At 67.0% G+C, this 14,781-nt stretch carries 11 protein-coding genes and 3 pseudogenes; 5 read left to right on the top strand and 9 right to left on the bottom strand.

Annotated features, from left to right (window positions below; genetic code table 11):
- Nucleotides 1-126: 126 nt before the first annotated feature.
- Complete coding sequence (locus ABZT93_RS12300; protein ID WP_356102677.1) at nt 127-930, top strand: nuclease-related domain-containing protein; 804 nt, start codon at nt 127-129, stop codon at nt 928-930.
- A gap of 376 nt (nt 931-1,306) precedes the next feature.
- On the opposite strand, the gene ligD is transcribed toward ABZT93_RS12300, so the two are convergent.
- A complete protein-coding gene (gene ligD / locus ABZT93_RS12295) occupies nt 1,307-2,188 on the bottom strand; it encodes a non-homologous end-joining DNA ligase (RefSeq protein ID WP_356102674.1) in 882 nt (293 codons plus the stop codon).
- Nucleotides 2,189-2,249: 61 nt separating this feature from the next.
- Between ligD and ABZT93_RS12290 the strand changes: the two genes are divergently transcribed.
- A complete protein-coding gene (locus ABZT93_RS12290) occupies nt 2,250-3,272 on the top strand; it encodes a Ku protein (protein ID WP_356102671.1) in 1,023 nt (340 codons plus the stop codon).
- A gap of 51 nt (nt 3,273-3,323) precedes the next feature.
- Here the strand turns inward: ABZT93_RS12290 and ABZT93_RS12285 are convergent, their stop codons facing one another.
- The 5 genes and pseudogenes from ABZT93_RS12285 to ABZT93_RS12265 form a co-directional block, all read right to left on the bottom strand.
- A complete protein-coding gene (locus ABZT93_RS12285) occupies nt 3,324-3,830 on the bottom strand; it encodes a peptidylprolyl isomerase (RefSeq protein ID WP_356024829.1) in 507 nt (168 codons plus the stop codon).
- A 91-nt stretch (nt 3,831-3,921) separates the two neighbouring features.
- Nucleotides 3,922-4,322 (bottom strand): annotated as a pseudogene (locus tag ABZT93_RS12280) (hypothetical protein).
- Between the two features lie 8 nt (nt 4,323-4,330).
- A pseudogene (locus tag ABZT93_RS12275) lies at nt 4,331-4,842 on the bottom strand (SigE family RNA polymerase sigma factor).
- Nucleotides 4,843-5,025: 183 nt separating this feature from the next.
- Nucleotides 5,026-5,364 carry a hypothetical protein gene (locus ABZT93_RS12270; protein ID WP_356102668.1) on the bottom strand — a complete coding sequence of 113 codons (339 nt, stop codon included), beginning with the start codon at nt 5,362-5,364 and terminating at the stop codon, nt 5,026-5,028.
- Nucleotides 5,365-5,484: 120 nt separating this feature from the next.
- Nucleotides 5,485-6,149, bottom strand: a pseudogene (locus ABZT93_RS12265) (hypothetical protein).
- Nucleotides 6,150-6,433: 284 nt separating this feature from the next.
- On the opposite strand from ABZT93_RS12265, the gene ABZT93_RS12260 reads away from it, so the two are divergent.
- Both ABZT93_RS12260 and ABZT93_RS12255 read left to right on the top strand, forming a co-directional pair.
- Nucleotides 6,434-6,991 carry a hypothetical protein gene (locus ABZT93_RS12260; protein ID WP_356102665.1) on the top strand — a complete coding sequence of 186 codons (558 nt, stop codon included), beginning with the start codon at nt 6,434-6,436 and terminating at the stop codon, nt 6,989-6,991.
- Nucleotides 6,992-7,327: 336 nt separating this feature from the next.
- On the top strand, nt 7,328-8,386 hold the full coding sequence (locus ABZT93_RS12255; RefSeq protein ID WP_356102663.1) for a phospholipase D-like domain-containing protein: 1,059 nt from the start codon (nt 7,328-7,330) through the stop codon (nt 8,384-8,386).
- A gap of 99 nt (nt 8,387-8,485) precedes the next feature.
- Here the strand turns inward: ABZT93_RS12255 and ABZT93_RS12250 are convergent, their stop codons facing one another.
- Nucleotides 8,486-8,902: a PIN domain-containing protein gene (locus ABZT93_RS12250; RefSeq protein ID WP_356102660.1), complete on the bottom strand. Its 417-nt coding sequence runs from the start codon at nt 8,900-8,902 to the stop codon at nt 8,486-8,488.
- Nucleotides 8,899-9,162 carry a CopG family transcriptional regulator gene (locus ABZT93_RS12245; protein WP_356102657.1) on the bottom strand — a complete coding sequence of 88 codons (264 nt, stop codon included), beginning with the start codon at nt 9,160-9,162 and terminating at the stop codon, nt 8,899-8,901. Before ABZT93_RS12245 ends, ABZT93_RS12250 begins: the two co-directional genes overlap by 4 nt.
- A gap of 682 nt (nt 9,163-9,844) precedes the next feature.
- Between ABZT93_RS12245 and ABZT93_RS12240 the strand changes: the two genes are divergently transcribed.
- Nucleotides 9,845-11,356 carry a hypothetical protein gene (locus ABZT93_RS12240; protein WP_356102654.1) on the top strand — a complete coding sequence of 504 codons (1,512 nt, stop codon included), beginning with the start codon at nt 9,845-9,847 and terminating at the stop codon, nt 11,354-11,356.
- An 885-nt stretch (nt 11,357-12,241) separates the two neighbouring features.
- On the opposite strand, the gene ABZT93_RS12235 is transcribed toward ABZT93_RS12240, so the two are convergent.
- The gene (locus ABZT93_RS12235; RefSeq protein WP_356102651.1) at nt 12,242-12,628 is read right to left on the bottom strand and encodes a hypothetical protein; all 387 of its coding nucleotides are present in this window, start codon (nt 12,626-12,628) and stop codon (nt 12,242-12,244) included.
- Between the last annotated feature and the right edge of the window lie 2,153 nt (nt 12,629-14,781).

Genomic DNA, 14,781 nt, shown 5'->3' with positions numbered 1-14,781 from the left:
CGCCTCCCCAAGCCCCTGCGCCAAGCCCTGCAACTCACTGCAACTCGCTGCAACTCACCCCAAAGGTATCCGGCTTCTTGCCTGCGCAGCACCCCGCCTGTTCCCATGGTCCATGGGGTGATGTGCATGAGCGGACTGCGCGTCGTGCCGACCTGGCGCCATGGTCAGGAGCGGCTGTACGTCTGCCTCACGGACGGCAGGAACATCGCCTGGTACGACCGTGAGGCCGCCCGGATCAATCTGCTGAGCGAGGACCGCAGAGAGGATGTGCTGGATGTCCTCGGACCCTTCCTGACCGGCCGGGTGGCCGTGGGCCCGCCCCCGGTGCCGACGCCCGCCGAACTGGCCCGGCTCTCCCTCCACCCGGACGACGACCTCGCCCCCAACCGGCCCGGCGAGGCCCTCCAGATCGCCCTGGACCGGGACCCAGGGCCCACGCACCGGCTCCGCCGTGACCCCCGTCGCCGCGCGCTGGAGGCCGAGCAGACCGTGGGCGAGGCGCTGGACCGCCTCGACGGCGCGGGCTGGCACACCCTGCACTCCGTCCCGCTCCCCGGCGGCGACCGCGTCCACCATCTGGCGATCGGCCCCGGCGGGCTGTTCGCCGTGCACACGCTGTACGCCCGCAAGCAGCGGGTCACGGTGGCCGACCCGATGGTCGCCCTCGGCCGCCGCGACCCCGAGCCCCTCCTGCGCCGCGTCCGCGCCGACGCCGACCGCGCCTCCTACGCCCTGACCGCCGAGGTCCACCCGGTCCTCGCCCTCGTCGGCCCCTCCGACCTCGCGGTCACCCTCCCGCCCCGCGAGGTCCGCGTCCTGCGCGACACGGACCTGGAAGCACTGACCCGCCTGGGCGGCGTCCTCAAGCCGGCCGACGTGGAGGCCCTGCACGCGATGGCCCGCGACCGCCACACATGGACGCAGGTCTGACGACGCGGCTGTTGTGGCGCGTGCGCCGACCGGCCCGTCGTGGCACAGGGTGCTGCACCCCTCAGGGGCGCGGGGAACTGCGCGACCAGCCCCCACCGACCCGCACCCGCCCTACGACCTGACCCGGCACCCCCGTAGGCGCCGACCGGCCCGTCGTGGCACAGGGTGCTGCACCCCTCAGGGGCGCGGGGAACTGCGCGACCAGCCCCCACCAGCCCGCACCCGGCCTACGACCTGACCCGGCACCCCCGTAGGCGCCGACCGGCCCGTCGTGGCACAGGGTGCTGCACCCCCTCAGGGGCGCGGGGAACTGCGCGACCAGCCCCCACGAACCCGCACCCGCCCCACAACCTCACCCGGCACCCCATGCCCGCCCTCACGGCAACCGAGTCGCCCGTCCCCGATCGAGAAGCGGTGCCAGCAGGTCGCCGTAGTCCTGGAGACGCGGCCCCATGTCAACCGCCTGGAAGTCCAGCTGCTCAGGCGCCGTGCACTGCTCGACCTCCGCCCAGGTCACCGGCGCCGACACCAACGGCCGCGGACGGGCCCGCAGGGTGTACGGCGTCGCCGTGGTCTTGCGGGCGGCATTCTGGCTCCAGTCCACGAAGACCTTCCCCGGACGCAGGTTGCGGGTCATCCGGTGCAGGGCCAGCCGGGGCATCGCCCGCTCCGCCTCCACGGCCAGCAGCTTGGCGTACTCCGAGACCTGGTCGGGTGACGCCCCCCGCACCCCCGCCAGAAGATGCAGTCCCTTCGAACCGGCGGTCTTCGGATACGCCTCGATACCGTCCGCCGCCAGCCGTTCCCTGAGCCAGAGCGCGACCTCGCAGCACTCGACGACCGTCGCGGGCGCGCCCGGGTCGAGATCGAGGACCAGGCGGTCCGCCTCGTCGGGGGTGCCGAGCGGCCACTGATGGGTGTGGAACTCGGTGACCAGGTTGGCGGCCCACATCAGACTCGCGAGGTCCTGCACGAGCACCATCCGGGCCGGCCCCTCCGAGCGCGGCACCTCGGCGGTGGTGACCCAGTCGGGCGTACCCGGCGGAACGTTCTTGGTGAAGAACACCTGACCGTCGGGTCCGTCCGGATAGCGCAGGAAGGAGACGGGACGGTCACGCAGATGGGGGAGCAGTACCTCGGCCGTCGTGGCGTAGTAATGCAGCACCTCGCCCTTGGTGAAGCCGGTGGCCGGATACAGCACTTTCTCCAGATTGCTGAGCGCGAGCCGTCGCCCCTCCACCTCAGTGATCGGCGTCATACGATGAGAATCTCACGCATATCAGGCAAAACAGTGCAATACCCAAGAAAGGGTGCTGCTGGTGAGATCCATTTGGAACGGAGCCATCTCGTTCGGCCTGGTCAGCATCCCGATCAAGCTGGTCAACGCCACCGAGAGCCACTCGATCTCCTTCCGCCAGATCCACACCGAGGACGGCGGCCGGGTCCGCTACCGCAAGGTCTGCGAACTGGAGGACCGCGAGATCAGCCAGGCGGAGATCGGCAAGGGGTACGAGGACGCGGACGGCACCATCATCCCGATCACCGACGAGGACCTGTCCCACCTCCCGCTCCCGACGGCCAAGACCATCGAGATCGTCGCCTTCGTCCCGGCCGACCGGATCGACCCCCTCCAGATGGACGCGTCGTACTACCTCCAGGCGGGCGGCGCCCCCGCCGCCAAGCCGTACACCCTGCTCAGGGAGGCGCTGAAGCGCAGCAACAAGGTGGCCATCGCCAAGTACGCGCTGCGTGGCCGTGAACGCCTCGGCATGCTCCGGGTGGTGGAGGACGCCATCGCCCTGCACGGGCTGCTGTGGCCGGACGAGGTCCGCGCGCCCGAGGGACTCGCCCCCGACACCAAGGTCACCATCAGCGACAAGGAACTCGATCTCGCCGACGCCCTGATGGACACCCTCGGCGAGATCGACCTCGACGAACTGCACGACGAGTACCGCGAGGCTCTGGAGGAGGTCGTCGCCGCGAAGGCCGCGGGCGAGGCGCCCCCGGAGGCCCCGGAGCAGGCTCGCGCCGGCAAGGTGCTCGATCTGATGGCCGCGCTGGAGAAGAGCGTGCGGGAGGCGAAGGAGTCGCGGGGCGAGGAGCCCGCGGAGGTCAGGCAGCTGCCCCAGCGCAAGTCGGCACGCGCGGCGCCGAAGCAGACCGACGGGAAGAAGTCGACCGCCAAGACCGCCAAGAGCGCCACGACGAAGAAGACGGCCGCCGCGAAGAAGACGACGGCAAAGTCGTCACAGGGGACGAAGAAGACCGCGTCGGCCAAGAAGGCGACGAGCGCGAAGAAGACGGCCGCCAAGAAGACGACCGCCCGCAAACGGACCGCGTGACCTGCGCACCGCCGACGGCACCGCGCAGGTCGCGTCAGTCTCCCGGCGAGGTCAGTCGACGGCCTTCGCGGACTCGATGATCACCGGCTGCGTCGGCACGTCTCCGTGACCGCGGCTGCTGCCGGTCCGTACGCCCTTGATCTGGTCGACGACGTCCTGGCCCTCGACGACCTTGCCGAACACCGTGTAACCCCAGCCGTTCGGGCTCTTGGCCGTGAAGTTGAGGAACTCGTTGTCGGAGACGTTGATGAAGAACTGCGCGGTCGCCGAGTGCGGGTCGCTGGTGCGCGCCATCGCCACGGTGTACATGGTGTTCTTCAGACCGTTGTCGGCCTCGTTCGGGACCGGCGCGAGCGTGGGCTTCTGCACCATGTCCGGCGTGAAGCCACCGCCCTGGACCATGAAGCCGTTGATCACCCGGTGGAAGATCGTGCCGTCGTAGTGCCCGTTGCCGACGTACTTCAGGAAGTTCTCGACGGTCTTGGGCGCCTCGGCGTCCGCGAGCTCGAGGACGATACGGCCGAAATTAGTGGTCAGCTCGACCCTGGACATGGGAATCGTCCCTTTCTGGTGGGGCGTGACCGAAGCATCTTGTCACACGGCTGTACGGGTACCCCGATCCTTCCTCGCCTCCCGGGCCCGTCGGCCGTCACGGCGCCGGCGATGCCAGGGGGCGTCGCCCGTGGTGGTCCCGGCGGTGCCGGGTCCCGGCGTCGGAACGGCCGACGGTTCGGAGGGGACGGCCGACCCCGGCATCGGGCCGGTGGGGGTGGGCGGAGGACTGCTCGCCGGGGCCAGTGGCGCCGACGGCACCGACGAGTGGCCGGGGCCCGCGCCGGGCAGCGCGGCCACGATCCCGGCCGTCAGGGCGGCGGCCACCACCGCTCCCACGGCGCCCGAGACCGCCGTACGACGGCGTCGGATCCGTCGGCCGCCGGCGACGGCCGCGTCGGTGACACTGGGCAGGGCCGGTTCCGCCGAGCCGTCGAGGATGGCCTCGAAGGCGCCCCGCACGCGGGCGCCCTCCCCGTACTCGTCCGAGTCGTACATCTCCCGCCTCACCTCCCGCTCGTCCCGCCGGCCAGGCCCTCGACGAGCCCGCGCAGCCGGACGAGCCCGCGGGCGCTCTGACTCTTGACCGTGCCCGGGGCCACGCGCAGCGCCTCGGCGGTCTGCTCCACACTCCAGTCCTCCCAGACCGCAGTACCAGGACCGCCCGGTAGCGGGGCGGCAGTTCCATCAGCGCGGCCTGCATCACCAGCCGCAGCTCGGGCGTGTCCGGCGGCTCGGCGGACACCGGCTCCGGCAGCTCCTCCATCGGCTCCTCCCGCCAACTCCGCTTGCGGTACTAATCGATGAAGGCGCGGGTGAGGATCGTACGGGCGTATGCCTCGACGTTGCCGTCGCGGCGGATCCGGCCCCAGGAGGCGTACAGCTTCATCAGCGTCGTCTGAGTGAGGTCTTGGGCCTGGTGCCAGTCCCCGCACAGCAGATACGCGCTGCGTCTGAGCTGCCCCTGCCGGGCCTCGGCGAACTCCCGGAACTCCCGCTCCCGGACTGCTTCCCGCACCCGCCCAGACCCTCCGCCGAACCGATCACACCTGTCCTTCAGAGGTACGGCGGGACGCGCCACGAGGTTGCACGCCCCCGAAAGAAAAGTTTCCGCACCGGCCCGTGCAACCCGCCCCGGCCGCCGCCCCGTACTCCTCTCACGCAACCGACCCGCCCACAGAGGAGCAGTTTTGACGAACCGTCACGGCATCCGACCCACCCGCCGCCTGCTGATCGGCGTCCTCGCGGGAAGCGCCGTGGCCGTGGCGGGCTGGGCCGCCGTCGCGGGCGCCGCGACCGGCTCCGCCACGCCGACGACGACTACGGCGCCGTCCGCCACGCCGTCACCCGTGCCGTCGGAGGTGCCGTCACCGGTGCCGTCCGGGGGGCCGTCCGAGCCGAGCCCGGTCCCGTCCGCGCCCACGAGGGTGCCGAGCCCGGTGCCCTCCGCCCCGGGGACCGCGCCCAGCCCCGTGCCGACGGTGGTGCCGAACGAACGGCCCTCGACCGCCCCGAGCCCCGCCCCGGCGAAGCCGACCACCGTGCCGAGCCCGGTGCCATCGGTGGCCGAGAGGCCGTCGAAGTAGGGAAGTGGGTGACACCCCTGCCCGGTCCGAGGCCCCTGGCACTGTGTCCAGGGGCCTCCTCGTCGCGCAGCGTCTCAGCTCGTCGGATAGCCGATCTCCGCAATGTCCTGCATGAGGTCGGCCAGGTCGATCTCTGAGTTCAACGCGCTGACCACTCCTACGGTCAGCGGGCGCGAGGAAAGGATGTGACGAACGGCGTCCAGGTCCACCGAGACCTCGTAGTAGTCCTCGGCCCAACGCTGAAACGCCTCGGGCGTGCGATCCAGCAGTAGTTGGAAGAGGTAGCCGGCACCGTCCGGGTCTTCATTTTCCCTGTGGGGAAAGTCGATCGATCCGGCTTTCCAGCCACTGTCTCCCGTCTCTCGCCACGTACACGCAGTGACGACAGGCATTCCGTCCTCATCCGAGAACGCGGGCTCCTCAACACACGGCCGGAAGACGTCGGGAACCTCGTCGAGCACTCCGGGCCATGGCCCGTCCTCTGCGTAGGGGCTCATCGGTGATTCGTGATCGAATCCGCGGATGTAGGCACCGGCGGCCGAGAAGACGATCGAGTACTCGTCGCCTGATCCGTTCCGCATCGAGGCCATCGACTCCTTCTCGGACCAGTGGTCGTTGAAGGAGTGGTAACGGTCCCCCACTCAGGGCTGAGAATCGCCTCCAGGATGGCCATGGAACGGCAGTGCTCGCGAAGAACTGCTATCTCGGGCAGTTGCCGCGCAACATCATGAATGGTCACCCGCTCATCCAAGCGCACACCTCTGACACGTACACGGCTCCGGAGCACGAGCAGAGCTGAGGGTGCACATCCTCCCTGACCGGCAGGCGTGACGCGCTGCTGTCCGAGTGAAGGGCGGTCGAGCCAATTCGGTTCCCCTGGGTATGGGTTGTGTCGTTGTGTGTGATTCATCTATCGATGCTCCTTAGCGCCCCTTCCATGGCCTGCACTCTCGTGGAGAGTTGGGCAAGAGTGGGTGATGATTCGGTGAACGTTGCGGCCGGATCGGCGTCGAAAGGACAGTCATGCGCAAGACGAAGATCGCCGCTGCAGCGCTCTCCGCAGTGGGCCTTGTTGCCTTCACCGCTGGCGCGGCGACGGCTGACGAGGTCTCGGGGCAAGCACCCTTTCCTGCGGCCGGTGTGGTGACCTGGAGTGGTGCCCACGACTGCGGCTTCATCGCGCCTCAGATCATCGAGGGTGAGTTCTACAACCCTCGGAGGCAGGTCCTGCCCGACGGTACCCAGGTCGTCGCTGACGTCGCGCAGTTCAGGACCAGCAACAGCGCTTGCGGAAACTCCGTGACCGCGACGCTGCAGACCAAGGTCTGTGGATTCTGGGGGTGTTCCTGGCGGGACGTTGACGGAGCGACCTGGACAGAGCCATCCGTGCCCGCCAACGGGCGAGTGACCTCGTCGCTGATTACAGGCAAGCTGCGCCATGGCACGAACAGTTACAGGCTGGCGCTCGACGCGACCACCAACAAGCCGCAGGCGGAGTCGGAACCCGGACCAGGGTTGATCGGTGTCGCGCGTGAAACCGAGACCACCTACTCGAATACGGTCAAGCTGACGGCAAGTTAGCCAGGTCTCGTGCTGACGCGCGTCGAGCTGCCTGTCGGCGGCTACGGCCAGGCGCGTGGTCGCCGACGGGTCGGCTTCTTCGCCTGTATGTACTACGGCGCCTTTCGTCCGGCTGAAGTCGTCGTCGGCTCGTCGACGTACTTCCGCGTTCTGGCAGGAGGCTCGCGCGCCGGCGCTCCCGCCGGCCGTTTTCGTCTCCTCGCTCGTCGCCCGCCGCCCGCCCGTACAACCTCCGGCACTCGGCGCTGTCGATCGGCTCAACTCCGGAGTCGACGCAACCGAGGTCGCCGAACGGGCGGGCAACAGCGGTGAGGTCCCGCTGAGCCGCTAGGCGAAGTGTCGGCCGGGGTCGTCACGCCATACCCCGTGCAGGCGGAAGCCACTTTGGAGGCCCTCCGCGACATCGAAGGCAGCGGCGGAGGCCGGATGGCCGAAGTGGGCACCGCTCACCGCTTTCAGGGGCGCGAGTTCCCCGTGGTGGTCTTCGACACGGTGGAGGACGACTACGGTGACGGCCTTTGGATGGCCCACGCCTCCCGTGCTCCAGAGGCGACGACATGTGCCCGTAACGGCGTGCGCCTCTTCAACGTCGCCGTCACCCGCGTACAGACCAGGTTGTACGTCATCGGAAGCCGCAGTCGCATCCTGGCCGCAGAAGAACACACCCCCATGGGAAAACTGGCGGAGTTCATCCGCACACAGCGTGCCCGATCGGTCCCCGCAACCAGACTCATCGCTCCCAACGCCCAAGTGCCGCCAGACCTTGGCCAGTTCAGCTCCCGTCTGGCCGATGTTCTTTCCCGCCACGTCGAGGTCTCCGACATCGACGACGAGATCTCCTTCTACGACACCTTCGCCGACCGTCTCGCAGAGGCTCGAACGTCGCTGTGGATCTGGTCCCCCTGGACTGCGAAGCGACTGATCGGCTTGCTGCCCGTGTTGGGAGACGCCGTACGCCGAGGAGTCCGCGTGACGGTCTTCGTCCGCGACCCCTACGACACAGGCCAGAAAAAGCAGACCGATCTGGTCAAGCAGCTTCGGGAAGTTGTGCCGACCGTAGTCTCCGTCAATGTCATGCACCAGAAGATCGTCGTCATCGACGAACACACAGTCCTGCTCGGCAGCCTCAACTCCCTGTCGCAAAGCCGCTCGCGCGAGGTCATGCTGACGATCAAGGGTGGCCACTTCGCCCGCAAGATCCTCGCTCACGAGCACGTGGAAGACTTCGCGAGACCTCCCCGGTGCGGTGCGTGCAAGGGGGATGACGTGGATCTGCGCCGTCGAGGCAGTGGAGCCTGGTATTGGCGGTGCTTCAATCGGGCGTGCTCGGCGCGGAAGGGACAGAAAGCCTGGGAGGCACCCGTACCCATTTCGCTAGGGGCACGCCGAAGTTGATGCGAACCGGCCATGGTTCAGATCGGAATGGCTCCGCGGTCCGCGGCCCTGCAGTGGGGAGCGCCGAAGAGGATCGGTATCGCAGGCGAGAGTCGATCCTCAGACCTTGATAGCGGTGATGCGAGAGCCGCACAGGGCGGTTAGATCCTCGGGGTCCGAGGTGAGAACTGTCGTCGGACCGGGGGCGGCGAGGGCGGTGGCGCTGAGCATGGCGTCGATGGCGTACTTGTGGCCGTGCAGGCCGGCGTCGGCGAGGAGGGTGGCGGCGTGGCGGGCGATTGGCTCGGTGACCGGTTCGATAACGAGACGGGAGAGGGTCCACTCCAGGGCCGGGCGGTTGACCCTGGGGTGGACCACTTCCACGAGGGTGGCCGCGGAAGTGATCACCCGCAGGTCGTCGGCGCGAGCGAGGGCGAGCCAGCCGGTGACGGTGCGGTCGCGAAGGACGGCCTTGGCCAGCCCTTCGCTGTCCAGGACCAGGGTGCCGCCGGGGGTAGCGGGGGAGAGGCGGGTCACGCGGCGTCCGCCCCGCCTTGCGTTTGCTGCCGGCGGGCCTGGTGGAGCTGGTCGCGCAGGGCCTGGATCTCTTCGTCGGTGATGGGCCCGTGCTCGGCCTCGGCGACCTGGATGAGCTCGTTGAGATTGTCCCGCTCGATCTGGCGCGCGACGGCGGCGGCGACATAGGCAGACAGGCCCGAAGGGCCGCTGCGGGCCTTGGCGGCTTCGGCGATGTCTCGGGGCATGGTGATCGAGTACTTGCCGGTAGGGTCACTCATGCTACTCATCCTACCTCTGATCCTCCCTGTATTGAGTGGGCCGGCGCAGGGCATCCAGGACGTTCACCTGAACAGAAAGGTGGTGGACGTCAGAGGAACCCGCAATCTCAAGCGCGCGGCATCCCCGGGAGGAGGCGCGGTCGAAGGCCGCGGCTGGCCGACGCTCAGGGGGTGCTACGGACGTCAGGGCCCTGACCGAAGACCTTGGTGCCACGCTCCTCCGCGTTACTCGGCAAGGCTCTGCGGAAGCCGCCTGCTAGGACCAGCCACGGTTTGCCGCAGGCGAGCATGGTCGGTGGCAGCTGGTACTTCTTTGCTCTGGAGTACCCGGAGATGAGGTGCCCCTGATCGCGGCGAAGACCCGGGACGAGATCAACGACGCACTGTGTGCGATCACCCAGGCGATGCTCCGGGACGTGCGGGGCCATCCGAGCGACGAACTGCTGCGGCGGGCGATGCGGGGCTGGGCGTTCGTAGTCCCGCGCCCGGAGCCGCGTGAGATGCCGGCCGATGTCCGGTTGGCTCTGAGCTGGGTGGCCCGAGCCTCACGCCCGTTGGCCGATCTGATGGATCCGGTCCCAGCGGCCTCGTCGTTCATCAGGCCCGTGGAACTGGCCTGGCGGCCTGAATCTGTTCGGAGGCGAGTATCCGCTCCAGCCCCCTGCGCTCTGTATTGAGCACAGTGAGCATCCGCGTGCGGGTGTGCTCGAAGTCAGGCTCGAACTCGACGCCGAGGTCATGGCGCAGGCTGACCCTCAATGATCGCCGACGGGCTGTGCACGCGGTGATGGCTGCGGACCCACAGCGATATCGCTTTGTCCTGACGAGCCGGCCGTTGGACGAGGCCGAAACGCTGCTGTTGTGCCGCAAGGCACCAACGCACTGGCTTCAACCTTTCGACCACTCCGAGCTTCGTGTACTCGCCACCAAATGGTTCGAGGCAATGAACCTTTCCGGCACCGAGAGCCTTGCTGAGCGTTTTCTTGTCGAGCTGGACCGTGGTCGGCTTCGGGATGCGGCCCGGGTTCCGCTGCTCGCGACAATGGCCTGCCTGTTGTTCGGCCAGAGCGGGGATTGTCGTCTGCCGAGGAGCCGGGCGGAGCTGTATGAGCAGTTCACCGAGCTGCTCCTGGATGTCGAGCGAGAGCGCCTCGACCTGTATCGTCGCCTGCCCTCCCATGTGCGCCGCCAGGCAGGGACACGGGGGGAGGAGGCTGCCGAACAACTCATCTCCGGTGTTCGTGAGTTGATGGAGGAGATCGCCCACAGGCGCATTGAGGGGGACGCTCGACCGTTGTTGGACATCGCCGCCGAGGCCACAGACGGGCTACGGCCCGCAGGCCTGCCTGTTGGCCAATGGCGCGAAGTTCTCAGGGAACTGCTGCGTCAGAGTGGCGTTTTGGTCGAGCGCTTCGGAGTGTTCTCCTTCGTTCACGAGACTTTCGCTGAGTATCTGGCCGCCTGCCGGTACTGCCGGGAGGTTCCTCCGGATGAGCGGACACTATCTCTTGCGGTTCTCCCCGACATGGAGTCCTTCGCCTTGTTCACGGCTGGGGTGTGGGCGCGCGAGGGCCATAACCTGGAGAGCCTCGTACTCGCTCTGCTGGCGCACGGCACCCCGACCGCCCAAGAGGCGGCCGCTGCTTTGGTCATCGATGGGGTTCCCCTGTCCGCTGGCGTGATCGAATGCGTGACTGAAGCGCTGGTTCGCTCTGCGACAGACCCGGACGTGCATCACGCGGATCAACAACTGGCCATTTTGTATCTAACGGAGCTGGACCGACGTCGGGGAGCTGCCCTGATCGCTCGTCTCGCCGACGACGAGCGTTTTGGCTCCTGGGCTGCGCGATGGCTCGTCGACGTGGACCGGGAGCAAGGCATCGAGCTGTTGCGCCGCATGGCCGGTTCGGACAAGCCTCACGACAAGCGGATCCATGCTGCACGACGACTTCTGGACGTCGACGCACACTTGGGCGACGAAGCGCTTACAGCGCTGGCAAGTGATGACTCGGCGTCCCCGTACACCCGGACCATGGCGGCAGCCACGCTGGCTCGGAAAGCCCCGAGCGGTCGATGGCGTTCTTGCTTAGCTTCGCGGCCGATCGCACCGCGGAGCCTGGCGAACGCATCAACGCAGCTGTGGAGCTGGCTAAAGTCGCTCCCGACCAGGCAAAGGATGTACTTGCGACTCTGACCAACGACGAGGGCCTTTCCGTGTCGGACCGGCTCCGAGCTGCCACGGACCTTCACTCCGTCGATCCGGAACGAGCCGCCACTCTACTGCGTGTGTTCGCCACGGATCCGCGCGTTCCCTCGACCGATCGCGCGGACGCGGCCGGGTCCCTCCTTATGTGTGGCCATGAAGAACAAGGCGTTGCCCTGTTGGCGGAATTGGCCAGTGACCCAGCGATCGAGTCGGAAGGCCGCGAGCGTGGCTTGATGTGGCTGATGGAACTCACCAGGGGAAAAGCCGCGGAACTCCTTGCCACCTGGTCGTCGGACCCGTCCCGGCCCGTAGACGCACGTATCGAGGCCGCCGAGCGGCTGATGGGTCTCGGGTCTCCACTCGCAACAGCGCACCTACAGGCCCTGGCATCGGACCCAGCCTTAACTAGCCGCGAGCGCAGACGCGCGAGACGGGCCTTGAGCCGAGGAGAGTAGTAGGAGGCCGCCCCGATTGCTGGTGTGTTGAAGAGGACTGTCCACGTGACTGGGCTTCGTGGCGATGATCACCCCTCCTCGAATGCCGCTCGGCATCACTGGGACGGTCGCCACGTGGGTTACGGCACCTCGCGAGCGCGTCTGCCACTGCTGATTCTCGACGCGGACGGCAACACGCTGGAGGCATGCACCGGCGTCCGGCAAACCCAATCGGGCCAAGCGCGACCAGACCTGAATCTCGCACCGCCAACACGCTTTCGAACTGTGGTGGTGGGGTGGCGGCGCTCGTACAAGGGCGTTCACCTGCGTTCATGGACGGCTGAGCCATGAGGCGAACTCGGCGAGCAGTCCTCGATGAACGGCCGTGAACGGGGCTGACTGACACGGAAACTGAGACGGTCAGACAGCGGAGGCTGCTTCACTCGTCCCCAGGTGGGATGAGGCGATCAGCGCTCTCGGCGTTGTCCACGTGGCCGTGGGCGTCGACGGTGATCGGGGTCGCTCGCCCTTTGGCTGTGACGAGCCATGCCAGTACCTGTTCGGTCAGTGGCCCGTTGGCGGGGCCTTCGTCCTTCCAGTACGCGCGCCAGCCTCCTCCGGGGATGGCGGCGGCCACCTGGTCGGCTTGCTCAAGGTGGGAGAAGTCCGGGTAGTCCGTGACCGGGCGGCGGATACCGCGCTTGGGATCGACTACGAGGGCTACGCCGGTCGTCTCGTCCCAAGCGTCCACGTGCACGGTCCGGCCGATCATCGTCTCCGTGCCGGTGAATATTGCGAGCCATCCTGTGCCGTTGACGTAGCGCATATGGTCATCGTCCATGACCTCAGCTGGCAGCACCGCAGAAGGCGGCCTAACGGGACATCAGCTTGGGAAGCTAAGGGCGTCTGGGGCTTGCTACAGGCTTGACCTGCGGCGACGCGACGCAGGCGCGTGGTGGACGGTCAAATGGTTCCCCGCTGTTCCCCGTGGTCCCCTGCCCGACCTGGCACGTGTCTGGCACGAGTCGTTCGTCGTCGCACCGCTCCAAGACCAGGCCTACGGAGCCTCCTTCGGGCCCGTTGTTCTCCTCCAGGCGGAGGTGAGCGCCGTCCTGGGCGAGCGTGAGGAGCTGGCTGGCCAGGGCCTTCAACCCGGCGGAGTTCGCCTGCCTGAGCTGACGTCGATCATCGCCCAAAGTCGCCGATGTACGGCGCCGTTGATCAGCCATGGATGTCAGACGGTACCGCCTGGGGCGGCTACGGACGGCGGTAGGCGGCGGGTTCGATCCCAGGTACTGGTGTCCGGGACACGGTCACGTAGCACGGGTACTCAGGCTGGCCCACTTCCATGAGCGCGTGTAGGTCCACGTCGTGCTGGGCGAACCGGTGAAGGTACTGGAGAAACAGCTCCAGCTCCTCGATGGACAGGGGCTCGTCATGCCGGTCGTTTCGCACGCCCCCACCCTATGGCCGGCCATGGTGCTGGTGACCTCATCGTCCCGAAGCAACTTGGGTGGGCGCCCAGGCTTGGGCCACTGTGTCTCTTACCTGCTGCGATGGTCCACATGTGTGCGCGGTTGTCCGCTGCTGTGCGTTGGCGTCGTCACGCAGTTAGACACTCAACTCTGCCGGGCAGCAACCTCGCGGAGTCGACTAAGGGGCAATCCCGCCAAGTCCTCCACACCAGCTGCTCGGCCTCGCGATCCTGGGTTTGCTGAGGTGCGTGAGTCCGAGGCTAGTTTCGGTCATGTATGTGTCTGGGATCCGATGGGTGAAGTTGTGATGCGTCGCGCTCACCTCGGCTTACACCACACAGGGGAAACGTGTGTTCGAGCGTGGCGCGGTGTGGCGGCCGGAATAGTACACCATGCATATGACAGTCATAGAGGTCGCCGCTAGCCTGGTAGATCGCAGGCTTGGGTCGTGACATCTGGGGGGAGTCCTAATGCTGCATGGGCAGATGCTCTGTTATGGCGCTGCCGGTGGGGCTCTGGTGTCACTTGTGACGCTCTATAAGCACCTGCAGACGCGGAACCAATGGCCGTGGAAGGTGAAGAATGGGCCGACGAAGCCGATGTACTTCACTGGTGAGGTCATACGGATCTTATTAGGCGCTGGCGTTGCATGGGGGCTTGCTGCAACGGATCAACTAGGCGTCTTCGGGGCAATCGTGGTTGGTGCGGGGGCGCCGGCCATCCTTGACAAGTGGCAGCGAGCAGCGCCCGGGCTCGCGATGACTCAGCACGCGACAATGACGGAAACATCTCAGCAATCAGGAGAAGTTGAGCCTGGCGTAACGAGGATGGCCGTGGGTCGTTCAACTGCTGAGGAAGGTGGCGTGTAAGCATGGGAACTCGCTTCTTAGACGCCCTGACCCACAGCGGTCCAGGGTATGAATTAGCTCAGGATGACGTTTGGACCGATTCGCGTACGGGTGTCAGTCGATTCTTGGACACGTTAACTCACAGTGGTCCAGGCTACTCATTGCCATCTGCGGCGGAGATAGCTGAAATTGCCAACCTGAAGCGACGAAAGACGGATGACCTAAACGCGGCCCTGTTGGGTGGATTCGAGGAATTCTTCTACGCTATAGGGCACTTGGAGGCTGCGTCTCGGGCAGAAGATGCAGAAGAGAAAAAGAAGCAGCGCGAAGCGGCCATGACGCACCTGCGTGCTTACCTGAAACATGCGGATGGGTCACTGAACCTGGCGTTAGAGGCAGCGCGAGAGGCTCTCGGCCCCCTCGACCTGCGATCGAGGCTCAGCCTGCACCGGCTCGATCGCATCCTCCGCAGGTTAAAGGCCGCCGTTCAGAGCCTGCTGGGCGCCTTAGAAAGATCAGGGCAACCAAGAGAGCGGATAGCCCATCAATCCCAAGCGGCTGTTAAGCAGGCAACTCGATCCATGGAGGTTCTCTGTCACGCTGTAGCCCGGTAAGCGGGATTTGCGTACCAGTAGGTTCAACAGTGGGGCTGGCTC

Source organism: Streptomyces sp. NPDC005303 (assembly GCF_040607335.1).
Classification (GTDB): domain Bacteria; phylum Actinomycetota; class Actinomycetes; order Streptomycetales; family Streptomycetaceae; genus Streptomyces.
The sequence above is the reverse complement of the archived record's forward strand: the minus strand, read 5'-3'. Positions and strand labels throughout refer to the sequence as shown.